The organism is Ilumatobacter fluminis (assembly GCF_004364865.1).
GTDB lineage: Bacteria > Actinomycetota > Acidimicrobiia > Acidimicrobiales > Ilumatobacteraceae > Ilumatobacter > Ilumatobacter fluminis.
Map to the genome: position 1 here is coordinate 1,016,168 of NZ_SOAU01000001.1, position 20,476 is coordinate 1,036,643.

The 20,476-nt window shown below is 68.2% G+C and carries 29 protein-coding genes; 23 read left to right on the top strand and 6 right to left on the bottom strand.

The window, feature by feature from the left end:
• The first annotated feature begins 18 nt into the window (after nucleotides 1-18).
• The 15 genes from rplP (at nucleotide 19) to BDK89_RS04510 (ending at nucleotide 7,469) form a co-directional block, all read left to right on the top strand.
• Nucleotides 19-435, top strand: a complete 417-nt coding sequence (rplP, locus tag BDK89_RS04440; RefSeq protein ID WP_133867796.1) for a 50S ribosomal protein L16 — start codon at nucleotides 19-21, stop codon at nucleotides 433-435.
• A gap of 1 nt (nucleotide 436) precedes the next feature.
• Nucleotides 437-649: a 50S ribosomal protein L29 gene (rpmC, locus tag BDK89_RS04445; RefSeq protein WP_133867797.1), complete on the top strand. Its 213-nt coding sequence runs from the start codon at nucleotides 437-439 to the stop codon at nucleotides 647-649.
• A 7-nt stretch (nucleotides 650-656) separates the two neighbouring features.
• Nucleotides 657-950, top strand: coding sequence for a 30S ribosomal protein S17 (rpsQ, locus tag BDK89_RS04450; protein WP_133867798.1), 294 nt, complete (start codon nucleotides 657-659; stop codon nucleotides 948-950).
• A complete protein-coding gene (gene rplN, locus BDK89_RS04455; protein ID WP_133867799.1) occupies nucleotides 947-1,315 on the top strand; it encodes a 50S ribosomal protein L14 in 369 nt (122 codons plus the stop codon). Before rpsQ ends, rplN begins: the two co-directional genes overlap by 4 nt.
• 1 nt (nucleotide 1,316) lies before the next feature.
• On the top strand, nucleotides 1,317-1,619 hold the full coding sequence (gene rplX, locus BDK89_RS04460; RefSeq protein ID WP_133867800.1) for a 50S ribosomal protein L24: 303 nt from the start codon (nucleotides 1,317-1,319) through the stop codon (nucleotides 1,617-1,619).
• A 2-nt stretch (nucleotides 1,620-1,621) separates the two neighbouring features.
• The gene (gene rplE / locus BDK89_RS04465) at nucleotides 1,622-2,254 is read left to right on the top strand and encodes a 50S ribosomal protein L5 (RefSeq protein WP_133867801.1); all 633 of its coding nucleotides are present in this window, start codon (nucleotides 1,622-1,624) and stop codon (nucleotides 2,252-2,254) included.
• Nucleotides 2,255-2,280: 26 nt separating this feature from the next.
• Nucleotides 2,281-2,466: a type Z 30S ribosomal protein S14 gene (locus BDK89_RS04470; protein ID WP_133867802.1), complete on the top strand. Its 186-nt coding sequence runs from the start codon at nucleotides 2,281-2,283 to the stop codon at nucleotides 2,464-2,466.
• A 12-nt stretch (nucleotides 2,467-2,478) separates the two neighbouring features.
• Nucleotides 2,479-2,880 carry a 30S ribosomal protein S8 gene (gene rpsH / locus BDK89_RS04475; protein WP_133867803.1) on the top strand — a complete coding sequence of 134 codons (402 nt, stop codon included), beginning with the start codon at nucleotides 2,479-2,481 and terminating at the stop codon, nucleotides 2,878-2,880.
• Between the two features lie 9 nt (nucleotides 2,881-2,889).
• On the top strand, nucleotides 2,890-3,432 hold the full coding sequence (rplF, locus tag BDK89_RS04480) for a 50S ribosomal protein L6 (protein ID WP_133867804.1): 543 nt from the start codon (nucleotides 2,890-2,892) through the stop codon (nucleotides 3,430-3,432).
• The gene (gene rplR, locus BDK89_RS04485; protein WP_133867805.1) at nucleotides 3,432-3,800 is read left to right on the top strand and encodes a 50S ribosomal protein L18; all 369 of its coding nucleotides are present in this window, start codon (nucleotides 3,432-3,434) and stop codon (nucleotides 3,798-3,800) included. Before rplF ends, rplR begins: the two co-directional genes overlap by 1 nt.
• Nucleotides 3,800-4,405: a 30S ribosomal protein S5 gene (gene rpsE, locus BDK89_RS04490; protein WP_133867806.1), complete on the top strand. Its 606-nt coding sequence runs from the start codon at nucleotides 3,800-3,802 to the stop codon at nucleotides 4,403-4,405. The genes rplR and rpsE overlap by 1 nt, the downstream gene beginning before the upstream one ends.
• Entirely contained in the window at nucleotides 4,398-4,682 is a 285-nt protein-coding gene (gene rpmD, locus BDK89_RS22650) for a 50S ribosomal protein L30 (protein ID WP_133867807.1), read from the top strand. The genes rpsE and rpmD overlap by 8 nt, the downstream gene beginning before the upstream one ends.
• Before the next feature lie 2 nt (nucleotides 4,683-4,684).
• Nucleotides 4,685-5,194 (top strand): 50S ribosomal protein L15, encoded by a 510-nt coding sequence (gene rplO, locus BDK89_RS04500; RefSeq protein ID WP_133867808.1) that lies wholly within the window; start codon nucleotides 4,685-4,687, stop codon nucleotides 5,192-5,194.
• Nucleotides 5,195-5,358: 164 nt separating this feature from the next.
• A complete protein-coding gene (gene secY, locus BDK89_RS04505; protein ID WP_133867809.1) occupies nucleotides 5,359-6,702 on the top strand; it encodes a preprotein translocase subunit SecY in 1,344 nt (447 codons plus the stop codon).
• A 110-nt stretch (nucleotides 6,703-6,812) separates the two neighbouring features.
• A complete protein-coding gene (locus BDK89_RS04510; RefSeq protein ID WP_133867810.1) occupies nucleotides 6,813-7,469 on the top strand; it encodes an adenylate kinase in 657 nt (218 codons plus the stop codon).
• Nucleotides 7,470-7,648: 179 nt separating this feature from the next.
• Here BDK89_RS04510 and BDK89_RS04515 read toward each other — a convergent pair whose 3' ends face one another.
• Entirely contained in the window at nucleotides 7,649-8,836 is a 1,188-nt protein-coding gene (locus BDK89_RS04515; protein ID WP_133867811.1) for a zinc-dependent metalloprotease, read from the bottom strand.
• A gap of 75 nt (nucleotides 8,837-8,911) precedes the next feature.
• On the opposite strand from BDK89_RS04515, the gene BDK89_RS04520 reads away from it, so the two are divergent.
• Entirely contained in the window at nucleotides 8,912-9,910 is a 999-nt protein-coding gene (locus tag BDK89_RS04520) for an NAD-dependent epimerase/dehydratase family protein (RefSeq protein ID WP_166657381.1), read from the top strand.
• Between the two features lie 6 nt (nucleotides 9,911-9,916).
• On the opposite strand, the gene BDK89_RS04525 is transcribed toward BDK89_RS04520, so the two are convergent.
• The gene (locus BDK89_RS04525; protein ID WP_133867813.1) at nucleotides 9,917-10,789 is read right to left on the bottom strand and encodes a hypothetical protein; all 873 of its coding nucleotides are present in this window, start codon (nucleotides 10,787-10,789) and stop codon (nucleotides 9,917-9,919) included.
• Between the two features lie 73 nt (nucleotides 10,790-10,862).
• On the opposite strand from BDK89_RS04525, the gene BDK89_RS04530 reads away from it, so the two are divergent.
• From BDK89_RS04530 to BDK89_RS04555, 6 genes are all read left to right on the top strand, one after another.
• A complete protein-coding gene (locus BDK89_RS04530) occupies nucleotides 10,863-11,375 on the top strand; it encodes a molybdenum cofactor biosynthesis protein MoaE (RefSeq protein WP_133867814.1) in 513 nt (170 codons plus the stop codon).
• A complete protein-coding gene (locus tag BDK89_RS04535) occupies nucleotides 11,372-11,596 on the top strand; it encodes a hypothetical protein (protein ID WP_133867815.1) in 225 nt (74 codons plus the stop codon). The genes BDK89_RS04530 and BDK89_RS04535 overlap by 4 nt, the downstream gene beginning before the upstream one ends.
• Nucleotides 11,586-12,590: a rod shape-determining protein gene (gene mreB, locus BDK89_RS04540; RefSeq protein ID WP_133867816.1), complete on the top strand. Its 1,005-nt coding sequence runs from the start codon at nucleotides 11,586-11,588 to the stop codon at nucleotides 12,588-12,590. Before BDK89_RS04535 ends, mreB begins: the two co-directional genes overlap by 11 nt.
• Nucleotides 12,591-12,724: 134 nt before the next feature.
• The gene (locus BDK89_RS04545; RefSeq protein WP_133867817.1) at nucleotides 12,725-14,110 is read left to right on the top strand and encodes an RNB domain-containing ribonuclease; all 1,386 of its coding nucleotides are present in this window, start codon (nucleotides 12,725-12,727) and stop codon (nucleotides 14,108-14,110) included.
• Between the two features lie 200 nt (nucleotides 14,111-14,310).
• A complete protein-coding gene (locus BDK89_RS04550) occupies nucleotides 14,311-14,502 on the top strand; it encodes a hypothetical protein (protein WP_133867818.1) in 192 nt (63 codons plus the stop codon).
• Nucleotides 14,503-14,562: 60 nt separating this feature from the next.
• Complete coding sequence (locus BDK89_RS04555; RefSeq protein ID WP_133867819.1) at nucleotides 14,563-15,603, top strand: LacI family DNA-binding transcriptional regulator; 1,041 nt, start codon at nucleotides 14,563-14,565, stop codon at nucleotides 15,601-15,603.
• On the opposite strand, the gene BDK89_RS04560 is transcribed toward BDK89_RS04555, so the two are convergent.
• Both BDK89_RS04560 and BDK89_RS04565 read right to left on the bottom strand, forming a co-directional pair.
• Nucleotides 15,600-16,943, bottom strand: coding sequence for a PQQ-dependent sugar dehydrogenase (locus tag BDK89_RS04560; protein WP_133867820.1), 1,344 nt, complete (start codon nucleotides 16,941-16,943; stop codon nucleotides 15,600-15,602). The genes BDK89_RS04555 and BDK89_RS04560 overlap by 4 nt on opposite strands.
• Complete coding sequence (locus tag BDK89_RS04565; protein ID WP_133867821.1) at nucleotides 16,943-17,794, bottom strand: acyl-CoA thioesterase; 852 nt, start codon at nucleotides 17,792-17,794, stop codon at nucleotides 16,943-16,945. The genes BDK89_RS04560 and BDK89_RS04565 overlap by 1 nt, the downstream gene beginning before the upstream one ends.
• 114 nt (nucleotides 17,795-17,908) lie before the next feature.
• Here BDK89_RS04565 and BDK89_RS04570 point away from each other — a divergent pair, with 114 nt between their 5' ends.
• On the top strand, nucleotides 17,909-18,493 hold the full coding sequence (locus BDK89_RS04570; RefSeq protein WP_133870974.1) for a class I SAM-dependent methyltransferase: 585 nt from the start codon (nucleotides 17,909-17,911) through the stop codon (nucleotides 18,491-18,493).
• Between the two features lie 4 nt (nucleotides 18,494-18,497).
• Here the strand turns inward: BDK89_RS04570 and BDK89_RS04575 are convergent, their stop codons facing one another.
• Entirely contained in the window at nucleotides 18,498-19,643 is a 1,146-nt protein-coding gene (locus BDK89_RS04575) for an MFS transporter (protein WP_133867822.1), read from the bottom strand.
• Nucleotides 19,644-19,649: 6 nt separating this feature from the next.
• The gene (locus BDK89_RS04580) at nucleotides 19,650-20,420 is read right to left on the bottom strand and encodes a lysophospholipid acyltransferase family protein (RefSeq protein ID WP_133867823.1); all 771 of its coding nucleotides are present in this window, start codon (nucleotides 20,418-20,420) and stop codon (nucleotides 19,650-19,652) included.
• Nucleotides 20,421-20,476 lie beyond the last annotated feature (56 nt).

Genomic DNA, 20,476 nt, shown 5'->3' on the forward strand with positions numbered 1-20,476 from the left:
GAAAGGTAGGAGACCATCATGTTGATGCCTCGCAAGGTCGCACACCGCAAGCACCACCGCGGCCGCACCCGTGGTAAGGCCAAGGCCGGCACGGAGCTGCACTTCGGCGAATACGGCATTCAGGCACTCGAGCCCGGCTGGCTGACTGCCCGCCAGATCGAGGCCGCCCGTATCGCCATGACCCGATCGATCCGCCGTGGCGGCAAGGTCTGGATCAACATCTTCCCGGACAAGCCGGTCACCAAGAAGCCGGCCGAGACCCGCATGGGTTCGGGCAAGGGCAACCCCGAGTTCTGGGTCGCCGTCGTCCGTCCGGGTCGCGTCCTGTTCGAGCTGTCGTTCCCCGACGAAGAGCAGGCGAAGGAAGCCATGAACAAGGCGATCCAGAAGTTGCCGATCAAGGCCCGTGTCATCACCCGTGAGGAGACGATCTGAGATGGCGAAGAAGGACAAGCTCCGCGAGATGGACCTGAACGAGCTCGTCGACGAGCTCCGCGAGACGAAGCACGAAGCGCTCAACCTGCGCTTCCGCAACGCGACGGGCCAGCTCGAGAACACCGCCGAGATCACCAAGGTCCGGCGCCAGATCGCCCGCATCAACACCCTCATCCGCGAGCGCGAGATCGCTGCGGCCGAGGCAGAGAGCTGAGAAGAAGATGAGCGAAGACACCACAACGCTGTCCGACGATTCGGCCGAGACCCGCGCCGCACGCAAGGTGCGTGAGGGCATGGTCACCTCGACGAACATGGACAAGACGATCGTCGTCACCGTGACCGACCGCGTCCGTCACGCCAAGTACAACAAGTTCGTCCTCCGGTCGAAGAAGCTGTACACCCACGACGAGGCCAACGACGCCGGCGTGGGCGACCGCGTGCGCGTCATGGAGACCCGCCCGATGAGCAAGAACAAGCGCTGGCGCTTGGTCGAGATCGTGGAGCGTGCCCGATGATCCAGCAGGAATCGCGACTCCGCGTCGCCGACAACAGTGGTGCGCGCGAAGTGCTCTGCATCAAGGTGCTCGGTGGCACGCGCCGCCGGTACGCCTCGATCGGTGACGTCTTCGTGGCCACCGTGAAGGACGCCATCCCCGGCGCCGGTGTGAAGAAGGGCGACGTCGTCAAGTGCGTCGTCGTGCGCACCAAGAAAGAAAAGCGTCGTCCCGACGGCAGCTACATCCGCTTCGACGAGAACGCGGCCGTGCTGATCAAGGACGACCTGACCCCTCGCGGCACCCGCATCTTCGGCCCCGTCGGCCGTGAGCTGCGTGACCGCAAGTTCATGCGAATCGTGTCGCTCGCACCGGAGGTGATCTGAGATGAAACTGCGCAAGGGTGACCATGTGCGTGTCATCACGGGCAAGGACAAGGGCGCCGAAGGCGTCGTCGAACGGGTCTATCCCAAGACCAACAAGGTGCTCGTGAGCGGCGTCAACACCGCAGCCAAGCACCAGGTGGCACGTCGTGCCAACGAGCAGTCGGGCATCATCGACAAGGACATGCCCATCGACGCCTCGAACGTCATGTTCCTCCACAAGGGAGAGACGGTTCGGCTCGGCTACTCGACCAACAAGCAGGGTGAGAAGGTTCGTATCGCTCGCCCGAGTGGAGACGAGGTCTGATCATGGCGACCGCAACCGCAACGCAGCCGCGCCTCAAGGCGCGCTACAACAACACGATCAAGGCGCAGCTCGCCCAGGATCTCGGCATCAACAACGAGATGCAGATCCCGAAGCTCGAGAAGATCGTCATCAACATGGGTGTCGGCCGTGCGACCCAGCAGCCGTCGCTGCTCGAGAAGGCCGTCGAGGAACTGACCCTGATCTCCGGCCAGAAGCCGGTCGTCACCAAGGCGCAGACCTCGATCGCCGGCTTCAAGCTCCGTGAGGGCCAGGCCATCGGCACCAAGGTCACGCTCCGCGGCGACCGCATGTGGGAGTTCTTCGACCGCCTCCTGGCCGTCGCCATCCCCCGTATCCGTGACTTCCGCGGTCTGCCGGCCCACTCGTGGGACGGACGCGGCAACTACACCTTCGGTCTGAACGACCAGTCGGTGTTCCCCGAGATCGACGTCGACAAGATCGACCACCAGCGGGGCATGGACATCACCATCGTCACGACGGCGACCGACAACGACAGTGGCAAGGCCCTGCTCGATGCGTTCGGCTTCCCGTTCAAGAAGGGTGCGGACGCCGACGCCGCCCCCCGCAAGAAGAAGCGCCGTGGCCCCCAGTACGGCGGCAAGAAGAAGAAGTGACCGAGTAGGCGAGAGAAGAAGAAGACATGGCCAAGAAAGCACTCGTCAACAAGGCGAACCAGACGCCCAAGTTCAAGGTGCGCGGGTACACCCGTTGCCGCCGCTGTGGGCGCACTCGTTCCGTCTATCGCAAGTTCGGTCTCTGCCGCATCTGCCTGCGCGAGCTGGCACACGCCGGCGAAGTCCCCGGTCTGACCAAGTCGAGCTGGTGAGGAGGAACCCCGATGCTGACTGATCCCATCGCCGACATGCTGACCCGTATTCGCAACGCGAACACGGCTCTCCACGACGAGGTGCGCATGCCCTCGTCGAAGCAGAAGGTGGCACTCGCCAAGGTCCTGCAGGACGAGGGCTACATCTCGAGTTTCGAGGTGAGCCCCAACACCAAGGGCCCCGGTGACGTGCTCACCATCCAGATGAAGTACAGCGACGACCGCGATCGTACGATCTCGGGTCTCCGTCGCATCTCGACGCCGGGTCTGCGGGTCTACCGCAAGGCCTCCGCCGTGCCCCGCGTGCTCGGCGGCCTCGGCGTCGCTGTCCTGTCCACCAGCCACGGCCTCATGTCCGACCGCGAAGCGCGTCAGCGCAACGTCGGCGGCGAGGTCCTCTGCTACGTCTGGTAAGGAGCCGACATGTCGCGTATCGGTAACGCCCCGGTGACGGTTCCCTCGGGAGTCGACGTCACCATCTCGGGCGCCAACATCACCGTGAAGGGCCCGAAGGGGTCGCTGAGCCGTGAGATCCCCGGTGGCATCGAAGTCACCCAGGACGACGGTGCACTCACCTTCACCCGTCCCAACGACGAGCGCAAGAACAAGGCCCTCCACGGCCTGGTCCGCAGCCTCGTCAACAACATGGTCATCGGTGTCACCGATGGCTTCAAGAAAGAGCTCGAGATCGTCGGCGTCGGCTACCGCGCCGAAGCGCAGGGCCCCAACGCCCTCCGACTGAACCTCGGCTTCAGCCACCCCGTCGCCGTTTCGGCTCCCGAGGGGATCACCTTCGAGGTGCCCCAGCCGACGCAGGTCATCGTGACCGGCATCGACAAGGAAGTCGTCGGCCAGGTGGCTGCCAACATCCGCAGCATCCGCAAGCCCGAGCCGTACAAGGGCAAGGGCGTCCGGTACGCCGGCGAGCGAATCATTCGCAAGGCCGGCAAGGCAGGTAAGAAGTGATGAGTGACATCGCGAAGGCACGTCGCCAAGGTCGGATCCGCCGCCACCGTCGGGTCCGCAAGAAGGTGCACGGCACGGCCGCCCGGCCGCGTCTCGCCGTGTTCCGTTCGAACAAGCACATTTCGGTCCAGGTGATCGACGACGACGAGGGTCTCACCCTCGCCGCCGCGTCGACCACCGAAGCCGGCCAGCGTGAGCAGGGGAGCGGTGCAACCGTCGCCGCTGCCGAGCGTGTCGGCGAGCTCGTCGCCGAGCGCGCCAAGGCCGCTGGTGTCACCACCGTCGTGTTCGACCGGGGTGGGTTCGCCTACCACGGCCGGATCGCCGCAATCGCCGATGCCGCCCGCAAGGCAGGTCTGGAGTTCTGATGGCCTACAACAACGATCGCAACAACAATCGCAACGATCGCAACAACGACAACGAGAACGAGGGCGGTCTGCGCGAGTCGCGGGTCATCACGATCAACCGTGTCGCCAAGGTCGTCAAGGGCGGCCGTCGCTTCGCCTTCACGGCGCTCGTGGTCGTCGGTGACGGCAACGGCCGTGTCGGTCTCGGCTACGGCAAGGCCAAGGAAGTGCCCCTCGCCATCCAGAAGGGCACCGAAGAGGCCAAGCGCAACCTGTTCGAGGTTCCGCTCGCCGGTTCGACCATCATCCACCCGGTCATCGGTGAGACCGGTGGCGGACGCGTGCTCATGAAGCCCGCCGCTGCCGGTACCGGCGTCATCGCCGGTGGTGCCGCCCGCATCATCCTCGAAGAGGCCGGCATCCACGACATCCTCTGCAAGTCGCTCGGTTCGGCCAACCACATCAACGTGGCCCGCGCCACGATCGAGGGGCTGAAGCAGCTCGAGCGTCCGGACGAGATCGCGAAGCGTCGCGGCATCCCCGCCGAGTCGTTCGTGCCCAAGGGTCTGCTCAACGCCTACAACGAGCGTCAGAAGCAGATGGCCGCAGGAGCCACCCATGAGTGAGAACACCATCACCGTCACCCAGACTCGCTCGGCCATCGGCGCGAAGCCCAAGACGCGCGGCACGCTCCGTGCGCTCGGCCTCGGCCGCATCGGCCAGACGAACACCCTGCCCGACCGTCCCGAGATCCGCGGCATGATCGCCCGCGTCCCGCACCTCATCGCCATCGGCGCCGACGGTCCGCAGGGCAGCGACAAGGCCAACGAGTCGGGCGAAGCCGTCAGTGAGGCTGTCGCCGACGTCGTCGAGCAGGCCGCCGACGAACAAGGAAGTAACTGATCATGCGCGTTCACGATCTCGCGCCGGCTCCCGGCGCCAGCAAGAGCGGCAAGCGTGTCGGCCGTGGTACCGGCGGCAAGGGCGGCAAGACCGCCGGCCGCGGCACCAAGGGCCAGCGTGCCCGCAACACCGTCCGTCGCGGCTTCGAGGGTGGTCAGAACCCCCTCAAGCAGCGGGTCCCGAAGCTGAAGGGGTTCACGAACCCGTTCCGCGTCGAGTACAGCGCGGTCAACCTCGACACCCTGGCCGCACTGGCCGAGGACGGCGAGTCGACCATCACCCCCGAGGTGCTGCACGCCCACGGCATCGTCCGCAAGGACGCGTTCGTGAAGGTGCTCGCCCGCGGTGAGCTGTCGGCCAAGATCGAGGTGCACGCCCACGGTGCGTCGAAGGCCGCCCAGGCTGCCATCGAGGCCGCCGGCGGCTCGCTCACCCTGATCGAGCTCCCGTTCAAGGCCGAGGGCAAGGCCGGTCGCCCGGCCGCCAAGGGCAACCAGTTCACCAACCGGTGACCATCGGGCACACGCCCACGAAATCTGTGCTGCAGGGGGACGGGACGCCCGTCCCCCTCTGCACAACCCCGACCCGGCCCAGCTGCAATCCGGTGCTTCGTCCCGAAGCGGTCTCGGCCGGTAGTCTCTCCGGGGTCTGACGAGACAGAAAGACTTCTTCGCCAGTGCTGTCGAACATCCTGAACATCTTCAAGGTCCCGGATCTCCGGAACAAGCTGCTCTTCACCTTCATGATCGTGGCCCTCTATCGAGTGGGCGCAGCGATCCGGGTGCCGGGCGTCGACCCGCTGGCCATCGACCAGCTCCGCGAGGGCTCCCAGGACGGCGCGCTCGGCCTGTTCAACCTGTTCTCCGGCGGTGCCTTCGAGTCGTTCTCGGTGTTCGCGCTCGGCATCATGCCGTACATCACCGCCAGCATCATCATGCAGGTGCTCGGCGTCGTCATTCCCAAGCTCGAAGAACTCCAGCAGCAGGGCGCGGTCGGCCAGCGCAAGATCACGCAGTACACCCGCTACGTGACCATCGCGCTCGCGACGCTCCAGGCCACGGTGCTCGTGTTCCTGTTCGGCACCGGTGGCGGCGGCGCCTTCTTCTCGGCCGTGCAGGCACCCTCGGTGCCGCTGCTCCCCGACGGCATCTGGCCACGGGGCTACCTGATCATCCCGACGCTCGTCGCCGGCACCGCGGTGCTGATGTGGATGGGCGAGATGATCAGCCAGCGAGGCATCGGCAACGGCATGTCGATGATCATCTTCGCCTCCGTCGTCGCCAGTGTTCCGGGCGGCTTCTACTCGATCCTGCAGGTCAACAAGGAGTTCTGGTTCGTCGTCATGATCATCGTCTCCTTGGCGATCATCGTGGCGGTCGTGTTCGTCGAACTCGGTCAACGACGGATCCCGGTCCAGTTCGCGAAGCGCGTCGTCGGTCGTCGCATGATGGGCGGCCAGAACACGTACATCCCGCTCAAGGTCAACCAGTCGGGCGTCATCCCGATCATCTTCGCCAGCTCGATCCTGCTGCTCCCGGCCATCCTGGCCAGCTTCTTCGGCAGCGGCGACCCGAACGCCGACGAGTGGTCGTGGGCGTGGATCCGCGGCCAGATCCAAGAGGGCGTCGACCAGTACATCCTGAACAGCCAGAACATCGTCTACGTCAGCCTGTTCGCGCTGCTGATCATCGCCTTCGCCTACTTCTACAACTCGATCGCCTTCGACCCGGTCCGTCAGGCCGACCAGATCCGTCGCCAGGGTGGCTTCATCCCGGGCGTGCGCCCCGGCCCGCAGACCGAGGCCTACCTGGCCAAGGCCGTCAACCGCATCACCCTGCCCGGCGCCGTGTTCATCGCACTCATCGCGATCACCCCGTACCTGATCCTGTGGGCGGCCGACGTGAACGGCTTCGCCTTCGCCGGTACGAGCATCCTGATCTCCGTCGGTGTGTCGCTCGAGCTGATGCGCCAGATCGACAGCCAGCTCATGCTGCGCAACTACGAGGGCTTCCTGAAGTAATGGCCGGGACTGGGCTCCGCTGCGCTTCGCCCGCTCCCTCCGTGAGACTCGTCGTCGGCGCTTTCCTCGTCGCGTTGCCGCGTCCGGCAGCCGTGGAGGTCTGAGGCGCCTTGATCCCCGGAGCTCGAATCGTCATCCTCGGCCGTCAGGGGGCCGGCAAGGGCACGCAGTGCGTGCGCTTGTCGCGCCACTACGTCGTGCCGCACATCTCCACCGGAGACGTGTTGCGAGCCGCGGTTCGCGAAGGAACCGAGCTCGGCAAGATGGCCAAAGAGGTCATGGACGCCGGCGGTCTCGTCGGTGACGACATCATGATCGGCATCGTCCGCGAGCGGCTCGCCAAGCCCGACGCCGACACGCGCGGCTACATCCTCGACGGGTTCCCCCGAACGGTGGCCCAAGCCGAGGCGCTCGACATGATCACGGCCGCCAAGCCGATCCACGTCGCGATCGATCTCGACGTGCCGCGCGAGATCGTCCTCGAACGGCTCTCGTCGCGCCGTGTCTGCCGCGACTGTGGCACGAACTACACCGCCACCGGCAACGAGCCGTCGCCGTGGATCTGCGACGTGTGCGGCGGCGACGTCCAGCAACGCGCCGACGACACGCCCGACGCCGTCAACCGTCGTCTCGATCTGTACGAGAGCCAGACGTCACCGCTGATCGAGTACTACTCGAGCCGTGGCGCCCTGACGGTCGTCAACGGTGTCGGCCAACCCGAACACGTCTTCCAGCGGCTCACCGACGCCGTCGAAGCCCGACGTTAACGTCGCAATTTCGCGGACCCTCATGGCCCTGGCCGTGGACATGTCCGATCGCGCGGGTGGTCGAGGCCCACGTTCGAAAGGGTCCGGGACCGGTGGGAACCAATCGGGTCGGGTGTCGGAGGGGACGACGACGGAGTCGGCGTTTCCGGAGATCACCCGACCCGGGAGAGACGTGTCGCTCAGTCGCCGCTCACTCGGGCGATCCAGAGGCCGGGGGCGTCGATCTCGGCGGGGGTGGGGAGTGAGTCGGGGGTTTCGATCAGGGTGGTGAGACCGTCCTCACCGACCCGGTCGACGGCACCCTGGATGAACGCCTTCCCTCGCCGCACCTGCTCCTCGCCGACACGGATGCCGAGCAGCTTCTCGACGAACACGTCGTCGGGCGTTGGCTCCGCGCGTTGGCGACGAACCGCCTCGGCGATGCGCAACGACTCGCCGCCGATCAGGCGAACCGACACGGCATCGACGACCCAGTCGGTGTACCCGACCACGGCAGCCACGGCAGCGTCGAGTCGGGGCTGGAGCGCCCGCTGCTCGTCGGACTGCACGGCGCCCAACAGCACCTCCGGATCGGAGAACGCCTGCTGGATCGCCTCCATCGGGTCGCTGTCGCTGCTCATCGGGTCGATGCCGCCGAGCGAGTCGGCCATGGCGGACGGGTCGGGGCGGAACCCGCTGACGTGCTGCCGCACGAGGTCGGCGAGCGCCGTACGCACGTGTTCGATCGACAGCACCCGATGTCCCGACAGTTCGTGGGCGAGCACCCAGAGCCGCATCTGGTCGGTCGGGATCTCCCAGGTCTCGGCGAACTCGGCGATGTTTCGGGCGACGAGCACGATCTCCTGCTTGGCGCGGGGGATCGGCAGGTCGTGGAGACCGAACACCCGCTGCGACAATGCCCCGACCATCGATCCGACCGACATGCCCATCATCGCCGGTCCCATCATCTGACTGAGGCCGGCCATCATCTGCATCATCGGGTCGGATGGGGCTTCGACGTCGGTGCCGGGTTGCTGACCGAGTGACGTGGCCAGATCGGTGAACAGCGGCCGGTACGCCTCGAGGGTCTCGGCGGCCCACTGGCCGCGGGTGACGATGCGCGGCTCGGGCGGGTCGTCGTCGCTGCCGGTCACGTCGTTGACGTGCATCGCTGCGATCCGGGCGAGTTCGCCGTAGGCGATCCGGTCGCCGGGGTCGACGTTGTGCTCCGGTTGGCCCTCGGTCGCGCCGAGCATCGCGAACTGGCGAGCTGCGTCCCAGTTGAGCGGGCCCTGCCCCTGGAGCGCCTTGGCGATGTCGCCGAACATGGGGAACGCCCCGAACGGATTGAACGGCTCGTCGCCCTGGCCTTGGTCGTCGTCTGCCATATGTCGAGGCTACGGCAACTCGACGTCCGTCCGGGCACGGCGGTCGCCACACGCCCGGCCGGTAGTGTCGCGTTCATGACGACGACCGCGCCGGCGAGGCGCGTCTACCTGCGCGGCGTCCGCGGAGCACTCGGCTGGCGGGTGGCCGACCGACTCGCCGACGTCCCCGGCATCGACCTGACGGTCGCGTCCGGCGACGAGCCGGTCGCCGGACGCTTCGACGTGGTCGTCGAGGTCGGGATCGCGGACCACGACGTGCTCGGCCAGCGAGGCGAGAGCGTGACGGTCGGTACCGAAGGCCTGTTGGGCGACGCCCGGTATGTCGGCGCGGACCACCTCGTCGTCGTGTCGTCCGCCATGGTGTACGGGGCGCTCGCGAACAACCCGATTCCGCTCACCGAGGAAGCCGTGCTGCGACCCGATCCGACGTTCGTCTACGCCCGGCAGCTCGCGGGGGCGGAGGCCGAGGTCGAGGCGTGGCGGGCCGAGCGAACGGGCCGCCGTGTCGCCATGCTCCGTCCTGCGATCCCGATCGCCGAGGAGGGGACGTCCTCGCTCGCGCGGGCGCTGACGGCCGGGTCCGGTCAGGTGTTCGGCGAGGCCTCTGCGCCGACCCAGTTCGTCCATCACGACGATGTCGCGAGTGCGGTCGCGTTGGCCGTCGAACGCGAGCTCGACGGGGTGTACAACGTCGCACCCGACGGCAGCATCCCAGGCGATCGGGTCCGGGCCCTGTCCGGTCGCAGGTTGCGCGTGCCGTTGCCGGGGAGACTCGCCGACGTGGTGGGGGCGCTGCGGTGGCGGTTCCAGCGCGGCCCGATCCCACCAGGCCTTCGTTCGTACACCCGAGCGCCGTGGATCGTCGCGAACGACAAGCTGCGTGCGGAGGGCTGGGAGCCGACCGTCACGAACGAGCAGGCTTACGTCGAGGGCACCGAGGCCAAGTGGTGGACCATGATCACCCCGAAGCGTCGCCAGGAGCTGGCGCTCGCCGCCATGGTCGGGGCGATCGTCGCCGCACTCGCGACGACCGGGTGGTTCGCCCGCCGCTGGTGGCGGCGTCGCCCTCGCTGACGACGATCAGTCGTCGGCGGCCGAGGTCGTCGGCGGCACCGTGACGTCGAACTCGTCGGTCACTTCGTCGAGCACGTCGTCGTCGACGTCATCGAGGCCGGCCTGCTCGTCTCCGGTCTCGGTGTCACCGTCCTCGCCGTCACCGTCGGCGGTCGTCTCGGCCTGCTCGTCGCCGGCGTCGTCGTCCATCGCGGCCATGTCGTCGTCGACCATCAACACCTTCGTCCCGTCGGTCCCGCGACTGCAGAGGCCGACGAGGTCGCCGTCGGCGTCGACGACGGCGGTCCCGTCTGCGACGTCGAGTTGGTCGACGTCGGCGAAGGCGACCTCGACCGGCGGGGTCGCGAGCACGGTCACGACGTCGTGATCGTGGGGCCGTCGCTCGGCGATCCGGTGGCCGGGCTCGTTGATCGAGAGGTGGACGAGTGCGGTATCGGCGTTCTCGTCGACGATCGCCCCGGACACCGTTCGGCCCGACGGCAGCACGACGTCGACCCGGTCGGCGGACGACCGGTCGAGGGTCGTCCGGACCACCACGGCGTAGTCGCCGTCGCCGATCGGCGTGGCGAGCGCTGCGGTCGTGACATCGGCCACCGGGCGGCGCACCGCGGCGACCGTCGGGGCGGCGGATCCGTCATCGATGTCGGACACGACGGCGGTCGTCGTCGCGCTGACCGCGATGGGGGTGCCGTCGCGCGACGGCGTCATGACGAGCACGAAGACGCCGAGTGCGACCAAGCCGAGTGAGCCCGTGGCCAGGGCGAACGCACGAGTGGAGCGGGGCACCTCGACGGCGCGCAGTTCGGCGGTCTCGTCGGCAGCGACTTCGGACGGGTGCCGCCAGCTGCGTTCATGAGGGGGAACCGGACCGTGCTCCACGAGAAGACGATCGTAGTGAACGTGGAACGGCAGTGGACGTCGCGAGGCCCGGTGGCACGGCTACGATGCCTCTGTGCTCCCACCGGACAGCGGCGACGAATGGCTCGGACTCACCGACGCCGCCCTGCCGATCGGCGCCATCTACGACTGGTGTGTCAGGCCGGATTGCGGTGCCGTGGTGCTCTTCAGTGGCACCGTCCGTGATCACGCGGCCGATGCGGATGGTGTGGAGCGACAAGACGTTCAATACCTCGAATACGAGGCTTACGACGAGATGGTCGTCCCGAAGCTCGCGGAGATCGCTGCGGAAACGCGCGCCCGCTGGCCCGAGGTCGGCCGCATCGCGATGATTCACCGTGTGGGCCGCCTCGAGCTCGGAGAGAGCTCGGTGGTCTGCGCTGTGTCCGCCCCACACCGACCGCAGTCTTTCGAGGCAGCGCGGTTCACGATCGACGCCCTCAAGGTGGCGGTCCCGGTGTGGAAGCGCGAAGTGTGGCCGGACGGCTCCGACTGGGGCACCAACGCTGCTGATCTCGTCGACGTCGCCGATGTATCCGTTTCGGCGTCGTCGGAGGTCGATACATGACGCAGCTCGTCGTCATCGTGCTCGCCGTTGCGGTTGTCGCCGCCATCATCGTCAGCGTGACGCGCTATCGCCGATCCCGTGACGGGGTCGATTCGTTCCGCCGCCAGATCGACGCACTCTCGCCGGAAGCTCGCCGGCCCGTGGTCGACCAGGTGCAGAGTGCCGCCGAAGCCAACGAGCCGCCGGCCACCGACGAGGAAGACGACGACGATGGCACGTGACCTCGCGATCGACCTGGGAACCGCCAACACCCTGGTGTACATGAAAGGTCGCGGCATCGTCCTGAACGAGCCGTCGGTCATCGCGCTCAACCGCCAGACCGGAGAGGTCCTGGCCACCGGGCGAGAGGCCTGGCAGATGATCGGTCGGACGCCCGGCTACATCGTGGCCGTTCGGCCGCTTCGCGGTGGCGCAATCACCGACTTCGAGATCACCGAGCGGATGATCCGGTTGCTGTTGCAACGAGTTGGTGTGAGCCGCTTCACGCGCCCGAAAGTCGTCATCTGCGTGCCGTCGGCGATCACCGAGGTCGAACGCCGCGCCGTCACCGACGCCGCCCGTCGTGCCGGCGCCGCCGACGCCAACCTCATCGAGCAGCCCATGGCCGCCGCGATCGGTGCCGATCTGCCCATCGACGAACCGGTCGGCAACATGGTGATCGACATCGGTGGCGGCACGAGCGAGACCGCGGTCATCAGCCTCGGCGGCATCGTGGCGCTCGAAGCGGTTCGGGTCGGCTCGTTCGACATCGACGCCGCCATCCAGAACTACATCCGTCGCGAGCACGGCATCGCCGTCGGCGAACGCACGGCGGAAGAGATCAAGATGGCGATCGGTTCCGCCGACCCGACGCCGCAGGAGTCACAGGCCGAGGTGCGCGGACGCGACCTCATGACCGGTCTCCCGAAGACCGTCATCCTGACGCCGGAGGAGATCCGCTACGCGATCGAGGACGTCGTGTCGTCGATCGTCGCCTCGGTGGTGCGCTGCCTGTCGAAGGCGCCGCCCGAACTGTCGCAGGACTTCCTGGTTCGCGGCATGTACCTGGTCGGCGGTGGCGGCCTGCTGCGCGGCCTCGCTGCTCGCATCGAACGCGAGACCGAGGTGCCGGTGCGGATGTCGAACGTGCCCCTCGAGGCGGTCGTCCTGGGAGCCGGTCACGTGATCGAGCACTATGACGCCCTCAAAGGCATGTTCATGGGCGCCCGTCGCTGATACGCAACGTCTGATCTCTCGGACTTGCCGTGCGGACGTTCCGGCAGATCGCCCGACCGGGCCAGCCGCTCACCGTTGCAGCGCTCGACCTGGCTGCACGGGAGGTATGAGACACCATCTGTAGGGTGAGCGTCATGCGGTTGGTGGATGGGGCTCGGGAGATGATGATCGACGGGCTCGACCGGATCCGTCAGGAGTGCGGCATCCCGACGTCGTTCCCGCCCGAGGTGCTCGACGCCGCTGCCGCCGCTGCTGCCCGAACGCCCGGTGCCGAACATCGCGACCGGACGGGGGAGCGGTTCGTCACGCTCGATCCGGCCTCGTCGACCGATCTCGACCAAGCCTTCGCGATCGAGCAGGCCGGCGACGATGTCATCCTGCACTACGCAATCGCCGACGTCGGATGGTTCGTCCGCTCCGGCGACGCCCTCGATCGCGAGGCGTTCGAGCGAGCGGTCACCGTGTACCTCCCCGACGAGCGGGCCACGCTGTACCCGACGGTGCTCTCCGAGGGGGCGGCGAGCCTCTTGCCCGACGTCGATCGACCCGCCGTCGTCTTCGCCGTCCGGGTCGCGCCCGACGGCACGCCCCGCCTCGATGGCGTCGAACGAGCCCTCATCCGCAACCAGGCCAAGCTCGCCTACGACACCGTCACCCCGGCCGACCTCCCCGACGGATTCGCCGAGCTCCATCGGCGGATCCAGATCGCCGAGGCGGCTCGCGGCGCACCGCGTGTCGAGTTCCCCGAGCAGGAGATCGCTCGGGCCGACAGCCGGCTCCGATTGCATTTCCGCCCCCGGCTCGAGTCGGAGGAGCAGAACGCAGCGCTCTCGCTCGCGACCAACATGGCCGTCGGCGAAGCGTTGTTCGCGGCAGGCACCGGGCTGTTCCGCGTCATGCCCGATGTCGACGAACGGCGGCACCGCCAGCTCCGCAACTCGGCGCGAGCGTTCGGACTCGACTGGCCGGCGTCGACGCCGCTCGACGCGTTCGAGCGGTCGCTGCCGCGTGACGATCCGCGCACGTCGGCGTTCCTCATCGCCGTCCGGCGGGCGGCCGGTGGTGCCTCGTACGCCCCGTTCGAACCCGGTGTCCGGCCGTGGCACTCCGCCGTCGCCGCCACCTACGCCCAGGCCACCGCACCCCTCCGCCGGCTCCAGGACCGGTACGTCGTCGAGGCCGCGTTGGCCGTGGCGAACGGTGACCCGGTTCCCGACGAGATCTCGCAGGCGTTCCAGGAACTCCCGGCGGCGATGTCGCAGGGCGACCAGCGAGCGAACCGGGCCGAACGGATGGCGCTCGACCTCGCCGAGGCCGTGGTGCTGTCGGGCCGAGAAGGCGAGATCTTCGACGCCGTCGTGATCGACGAGTCCGATCGTGGGGTCGAGGTCCAGATCGTCGAGCCCGCGATCCTGGTGCGGCTGTCGGCGCACCGTGTCGATCCTGGTGACGAGGTGCGGGTTCGGCTCGAGTCGGTCGACGTCGAGCGACGCTCCGTGGCGTTCCAACGCGTCGGCTGACGTTCAACGCGCCGGCTGACGTTCCGACGCGTCGGCTGACGTTCCCGGTGGCCGGGGTTGCGGTTTCCGCAACTGGTTCCGCCGAGATCGCCGTGTTCATCGGAAGCGCGTGTGCCGGATGTCTCACTGTACCGGTATAGGCGTTCGGCTCGCGAAGCGGTACTGTACCGGTATAGCAACGTCGTGAAAGGAACTCAGCCATGGAATCGATGCACCTCGCCGCTCGCCTCGTGATCGAGCAGAACATGCAGCAGATGATCGCCTTCAGTGCCCGACCGGACAGCCCGGTGCAACCGGTCGTCGAACGACGCCGCGTCGCGCGGTCCGACCTGGGTCGCGTCCGCCGCCTCCTCCCCCGGCGGCGAGCGACGCTCCGTCACGTTCCTGCGTGACACCTCGACGGGTGCGGGCCGGGGCGTGGAAACCCGGCCCGCAGCCGCGATGATGGGGGCATGGGCCGCGTGACGCTCCAGACGATCGCCGATCAGGTGGGCGTCAGCCGGATGACGGTGTCGAACGCGTTCTCGCGTCCCGACCAGTTGTCGACCGAGCTGCGCGAGACGATCCTCTCGAAGGCCGCCGAGCTCGGCTACGCCGGACCCGACCCGACCGCACGGTCGCTGGCGCGGGGCAAGGCGGGCACGGTGGGCGTGTTGTTCACCGACACCTTCTCGTACGCGTTCGAGGACGAAGTCGCCGCGGGCTTCGTCGGTGCGATCGCAGCCGAGTTGGCGCCGACGGGGTCGGCGATCACCTTGCTCACGTCCGACACGACCGCGGCGTTCGTTCCGGCCAGAGACCTCGCGCTCGACGGCGCCGTGCTGTATGCCTGCGTCGACGACAGCGAAGCCATCGATTGGTTGATCCGCCGACAGTTGCCGATCGTCTTCGTCGACCACCGACCCCGTTCGGGCTACGACAGTGTGAACATCGACGACCGCGAGGGGGCCCGCCTCGCTGCGCAGCATCTCATCGATCTGGGGCACGAACGCCTCGCCGTGTTCACCACGTCGTACGGCGACGAGGTGGGGGTGGTCGACGACCCGTTCGGCGCCACCCACGTCGTCAGCGAACAGCGGCTCCTCGGGTGGTTCGACGCCATTCACGGTGCCGGGCTCGAGGCGCCGGTCGTGCAGGCTCCGAAGCACGGCGAGCACAGCGCTGCGATCGGCGCCATCCTGGCGCTCGATCCGCGCCCGACCGGGATCGTGTGTTTCTCCGATGTCGCCGCCGCAGCGGTCATCCGAGGAGCCCTGGAGGCCGGACTCGACGTGCCGGGCGATCTGTCGGTCGTCGGATTCGACGGAACCCAGCTCGCCGCCTATGCCCAGCCGAGTATCACGACGATCCGCCAGGACGTCGCCGCAAAGGGCCGCGCTGCCGCCACCCTGTTGGGCGAGCGGATGGCCGGCTCGACCCGGCGAGCGAAGCGGGTCGTCCTCCCGGTCGAGCTGGTCGTCGGCGACTCGACCGCGTCCCCGAACGCCGATTAGCCGGCGACCAGGCGCAGCACGTCGCCGTCGCCCTGCAAGACGTACAGTTCGCCGTCGGGTCCAGGTCGGACGGCGGTCACCTCGGTCAGGCCGTCGAGCAGCCGAAGGTTGCGCCCTCCGGCGAGATCGAGCGCCCACACGATGCCGGAGCAGTAGTCGCTGTAGACGTAAGCGGGTTCGAGTTCGTCGATCGCGCTGCCTCGATAGGGAGCACCGCCCGAGATCGAGCAGCCGTCCGCACCGTGCTCGTAGGTCAACACCGGCGGCGTCGTGCCGTCGCGAAGGTCGTCCTCGTTGAACACCTCGGTGCCCTCGAGGCCGCTCCACCCGAAGTCGACCGCATAGCCCGCAGGGAGGTCGCCCGCCATCACGCGATTGACCTCCTCGTACTGGTTCTGGCCGACATCGGCGATCCACAGCGCACCGGTCGTCGGGTCGAACGCGACCTTCCAGGGGTTGCGGAGCCCCCAGGCCCACACCTCGGGAGCGCCGTCGACCCCATCGCGACGGCCTTCGGCGAACGGGTTGTCGGCGGGGATGGAGTACGGCGACGTCCCATCGGGAGTGGGATCGATGCGGAGCAGCGAACCGAGGAGGCTCGTCGGATCGCTCGCGCGTCGTTCGGGGTCGCCGCCTGCGCCGCCGTCGCCGAGCGGGACGTACAGCATGCCGTCGGTGCCGAACGCGAGGTCGCCGGCGTTGTGGTTTCGGTAGGGCTGAGCGACGGTCAGCAGCTCGCGGGCCGACGCCGGATCGAGGACACCGTCGTTACCGACGGTGTACTCGGTGATGACGGTGGACCCGTCGGGCGCATTGTGGTTCGTGTAGGCCTTCGAACCGTCGGGGGAGAACTCGAGGCCGAGCAGGCCCTGTTCGCCGCCGTACGTGATGCGGTCGGTGACGTCGAGGGTCGTGGTCGATGCTCCGGTCTCCGGGTCGACGCGTACGACCGTTCCGGATTGGTTGACGAGGTGGAGCGCGCCGTCGCCGGGCCGGACGGCGAGGTCGACCGGCCGATCGAGCGAGACGACCAGCTCGGTCGCGACATCCGGGTCGCCGACCTCGGGTTCGGCCGCCGGCGGATCGGGCTCCGGCGCCTGAGTGGTCGGCGGCGCCGTCGTCTCGGAACTCGTGGGCGAGGTCGACGTCGGCGCCGTGACGTCGGTCGTCTCGGCGGACGTCGGCGGATCGGTCGACACCGTCACCGATGACGAGGGTGATGTCGTCGCCTCGGCCGACGTGGTCGTCGTGACGATCACGGCGGTCGAGTTGTCGTCGTCGCCACCGCAGGCCGTGGCGAGCAGTGCGAATCCGGTGAGTGCAGCGAATCGACGTCGCATCAGTCGATCACCCGGATCAGACCCTCTTGCACGACCGACACGACGAGAGTGCCGTCTGCGGTGTAGATCGACCCATCCGCCAGGCCGCGCGCCGACGAGGCCGAGATTGCTCGCTGCTGGTAGAGCAGCCAGTCATCGGCTCGGAACGGGCGGTGGAACCACATGGCATGGTCGAGGCTCGCCATCATCAGGTCGTCGGTGAACGACGACTTGCCCGACGGGCGCAACGCCGTGTCGAGCAGCGTCATGTCGCTCGCGTAGGTGACGATGCAGGCGTGCAGCACCGGGTCGTCGGGCAGGCTGCCGTCGGCACGCATCCACACCAACTGACCATCGGTCTGTAGGCCGGGCTCGAATGCGTGATCGGGCGGGGCGTACCGCGTGTCGATCGGCCGGGGCCGGTCGAGCCACGCTCCGACCCGCTCGCGATACGGCTCGAGTCGCTCCTGATAGGTGGGGAGCTCCTCGGGTGCGGTGACACCGCTCGGCATCGGCAGGTGGTAGTCGAGCCCGTCCTCGACCGTGTGGAAGCTCGCCTGCAGGTTGAAGATCGGTCGTCCGTGCTGGATCGCCACGACGCGTCGTGTGGTGAAGCTCCGACCGTCACGCAGCCGATCGACCTCGTACAGGATCGGCACGGTCGGGTCGCCCGGCCGGAGGAAGTAGGCGTGCAGCGAGTGGACGTGACGGTCGGCCTCGACCGTGCGGGACGCCGCGACGAGCGCCTGGCCGGCGACCTGGCCGCCGAAGACCCGCTGGCGATCCTCGTCGGGCTGCGTCCCGCGGAAGATGTTGACCTCGATCGCTTCGAGGTCGAGCAGTTCGATCAGTTCGTCGAGGGCCTGGGACATCGGGCCTATCGTGGCACGTGGGCGGCCGGTCGGCCCACCGCCGCACGTCGGTACGATCCCTGCGTGCCCCTCGATCCGCAACTCCGACAGCTCGCGCTCGCGACCAAGGGCTTCATGCCGCCCGACGAGGGCGACGCCCTCTTCGAAGCGGCGCTCGCTGCCGGCGCCGCCGTGCACGGTGCTCCGTGGGTCGAGGTGGGTTCGTACTGTGGCCGCTCGACGATCTGGCTCGGCGCCGCTGCCCGGACGGCGGGGACGCACCTGTTCGCCGTCGACCACCATCGCGGCTCCGAGGAGAACCAGGCCGGCTGGGAACACCACGACACCGAGGTCGTCGACGCGGGCGTCGGCAAGATGGACACGCTGCCGTTCTTCCGTCGGGCGATCCACGACGCCGGCCTCGAAGACGCCGTGATCGGCGTCGTCGGGGCCTCGCCGAGCGTCGCCCGGCATTGGACGACGCCGATCGGTTTCCTGTTCATCGACGGCGGCCACGGCGACGAGCCGGCCCGTCTCGACTACGAGGGCTGGGCGCACCTCGTCGCGCCCGGTGGCACGCTCGCCATCCACGATGTGTTCCCCGACCCTGCCGACGGTGGTCGACCGCCGTACGAGCAGATCTACCTCCCGGCCATGGCGAGTGGCCGCTTCGACGAGATGTCGGTGACGGGCTCGCTTCGCGTGCTGCGACGTCGCTGACCGATCAGGCCGACCGGCGGCCGAGCGTCTCGCCCAACACCTCGGGGTGGATCCTCCACTCGACATAGACGAGCAGCACGGCGGCGGCGATGATGACGCCGCCGGCCCCGAACCCCAGCATCGTCGGTGAGATCTCGTACAGCACGCCGCCGATCAACGGGCCGACGACCCGGCCGAGCGCCATGACGGCTTGCGCGTCGCCGGCGCGTTCGTCGGGGAACCTCGACCGCTCGGCGAGGAGCGAGAACGCACCGGGCACGCCCATCCAGAAGGCGAATCCCCAGACGATCATCGCCGACCAGAACGCCACCGGCACGTGCACAGCGCCGATCGTCACGGCGGCGAGCCCGGTGAGGGTGAGCCAGAGGCCGGCCAGCCGTCGGTCGCCGCGGAACCGTGCGGACGGGAGCCCGGCGAGCGCGTTCGCGGCGAAGACGAGCGACACCGTGAATGCCGGCAACCCGACGATCTCGGTTCCGATCGCGCCGGCGAAGACGAACGTGGCCGAACCACCGAGGGTCAGCGTGCCGAGGGCGACGAGGATGGCGAACGCCGCCCGGGTCGGTCGGTGCCGTTCGCCCCGTTCGCGCTTCGACGCCTCGAGATGCATCGACCGCACGAAGACCGCCGGTACGAGGTAGAGCCCGGCGAGCACCACGAACATCCAGTCGGGCCCTGCCTCGTCGACGACGATCGCGATGATCGGGGACGCGATCGTGCCGACCAGCGGGCCGATCACCGCGACGTCGCCGACGCGCTCATTGTCGCCGAACACCTCGGCCCAGGCGATCCAGGCGATCAGCCCCAGCGAGACGCCGCTCACGAACCGCGTGCCGACCAGGAAGGCGAACACCGGTGCCACGGCCGACAAGAGGTTGGCGAGCACACCGAGCACGATCGCGATGGTCATGACACGACGTCGTGGTCGGAGGAAACGTGGAGCGAGCGACGACGCGAGCATGAACCCGGCCAGCTGCGCGGTCGACACGATGCCGACGAGGCCGACGCTCAAATCGCGATCGCCGGCGATGGCCGGGATCAGGAACGGCGTGGCGGCGAACACGACCGTGCTGACCGCCGTGGCCGCGAAGACGCCGGCGGGAATGTCGGGACGCAGCGTCTGGACGACGCGAACCGGTGCGAACGGCATCGAGCGTCAGCTCGCGGCGGCGTCGAGCGGCGGGAGCCCGCGCTCGTCACGCATGTCGTCGAGGGCTGCAGCGATCGCGTCGCGCGTTCGACGGGTGAGTTCGTCGACGTCGTGCTTGGTCATCCCGTCGGTCTCGATGGGAGGCAGCACCCGTGCCTCGGCGTGGCTGCGGCCGAATCGCCAGTCGTGCTTGATGAGGGCGTCGCGGGTACCGATGACGGCGATCGGCAGGATCGGGACGCCGGCCTGCACCGCCAGGCGGGCGGCGCCCGTCTTGAACTCCTGCAGCTCGCCGGACTTCGACCGGGTGCCCTCGGGGAAGATCATCACCGAGACCTTCTTGTCGAGACGGTCCCGGCTCTGCTTGAGCGCGGCGATGCCCGACTTCTTGTCGTCGCGGTCGAGCCGGATGTCTCCCACCATCCGCATGCACCAGCCGACGAGCGGGAACTTGAAGAAGTCGCTCTTCGACATCCACTTGGTCTCCATCGGCACGTGACACAGCAGCAGGATGTCGACGAAGCTCTCGTGGTTCGCCACGACGACGTAGGGGCGACGCGGGTCGTCGGGGACCGTGCCCGACACCGTGAACGTCCACAGCGGGCTCAGCTTCTCCATGACGACGCCGATCTGGCGGAACATCCGGCCGGCGCGGTAGGCGCCGGGGTCGAACGGCATCGTGACCAGACGGATGATCGCGACCAGCGGCGTGATCACGATGATCGCGACCACGAGTACGAACCACGTCCAAACCGACCACAGTGTTCTCGAGAGCATCGTCGTCGAGCATACGGGGCCGGTGCCTGCCCCCTCGGGGTCGGGTCGTCGGGTCA

Coding starts and splice junctions, on each gene's coding strand:
- rplO (WP_133867808.1), top strand. CDS start 4,685: ATGCGCGTTCACGATCTCGCGCCGGCTCCCGGCGCCAGCAAGAGCGGC.
- BDK89_RS04555 (WP_133867819.1), top strand. CDS start 14,563: ATGGGCCGCGTGACGCTCCAGACGATCGCCGATCAGGTGGGCGTCAGC.
- rplN (WP_133867799.1), top strand. CDS start 947: ATGATCCAGCAGGAATCGCGACTCCGCGTCGCCGACAACAGTGGTGCG.
- BDK89_RS04570 (WP_133870974.1), top strand. CDS start 17,909: ATGCCGCCCGACGAGGGCGACGCCCTCTTCGAAGCGGCGCTCGCTGCC.
- rplR (WP_133867805.1), top strand. CDS start 3,432: ATGAGTGACATCGCGAAGGCACGTCGCCAAGGTCGGATCCGCCGCCAC.
- BDK89_RS04550 (WP_133867818.1), top strand. CDS start 14,311: ATGGAATCGATGCACCTCGCCGCTCGCCTCGTGATCGAGCAGAACATG.
- BDK89_RS04520 (WP_166657381.1), top strand. CDS start 8,912: ATGACGACGACCGCGCCGGCGAGGCGCGTCTACCTGCGCGGCGTCCGC.
- mreB (WP_133867816.1), top strand. CDS start 11,586: ATGGCACGTGACCTCGCGATCGACCTGGGAACCGCCAACACCCTGGTG.
- BDK89_RS04560 (WP_133867820.1), bottom strand. CDS start 16,943: ATGCGACGTCGATTCGCTGCACTCACCGGATTCGCACTGCTCGCCACG.
- BDK89_RS04470 (WP_133867802.1), top strand. CDS start 2,281: ATGGCCAAGAAAGCACTCGTCAACAAGGCGAACCAGACGCCCAAGTTC.
- rpsH (WP_133867803.1), top strand. CDS start 2,479: ATGCTGACTGATCCCATCGCCGACATGCTGACCCGTATTCGCAACGCG.
- BDK89_RS04580 (WP_133867823.1), bottom strand. CDS start 20,420: ATGCTCTCGAGAACACTGTGGTCGGTTTGGACGTGGTTCGTACTCGTG.
- BDK89_RS04575 (WP_133867822.1), bottom strand. CDS start 19,643: ATGCCGTTCGCACCGGTTCGCGTCGTCCAGACGCTGCGTCCCGACATT.
- rplE (WP_133867801.1), top strand. CDS start 1,622: ATGGCGACCGCAACCGCAACGCAGCCGCGCCTCAAGGCGCGCTACAAC.
- rpmD (WP_133867807.1), top strand. CDS start 4,398: ATGAGTGAGAACACCATCACCGTCACCCAGACTCGCTCGGCCATCGGC.
- rpmC (WP_133867797.1), top strand. CDS start 437: ATGGCGAAGAAGGACAAGCTCCGCGAGATGGACCTGAACGAGCTCGTC.
- BDK89_RS04545 (WP_133867817.1), top strand. CDS start 12,725: ATGCGGTTGGTGGATGGGGCTCGGGAGATGATGATCGACGGGCTCGAC.
- BDK89_RS04515 (WP_133867811.1), bottom strand. CDS start 8,836: ATGGCAGACGACGACCAAGGCCAGGGCGACGAGCCGTTCAATCCGTTC.
- rplF (WP_133867804.1), top strand. CDS start 2,890: ATGTCGCGTATCGGTAACGCCCCGGTGACGGTTCCCTCGGGAGTCGAC.
- BDK89_RS04565 (WP_133867821.1), bottom strand. CDS start 17,794: ATGTCCCAGGCCCTCGACGAACTGATCGAACTGCTCGACCTCGAAGCG.
- BDK89_RS04535 (WP_133867815.1), top strand. CDS start 11,372: ATGACGCAGCTCGTCGTCATCGTGCTCGCCGTTGCGGTTGTCGCCGCC.
- rpsE (WP_133867806.1), top strand. CDS start 3,800: ATGGCCTACAACAACGATCGCAACAACAATCGCAACGATCGCAACAAC.
- rpsQ (WP_133867798.1), top strand. CDS start 657: ATGAGCGAAGACACCACAACGCTGTCCGACGATTCGGCCGAGACCCGC.
- rplP (WP_133867796.1), top strand. CDS start 19: ATGTTGATGCCTCGCAAGGTCGCACACCGCAAGCACCACCGCGGCCGC.
- rplX (WP_133867800.1), top strand. CDS start 1,317: ATGAAACTGCGCAAGGGTGACCATGTGCGTGTCATCACGGGCAAGGAC.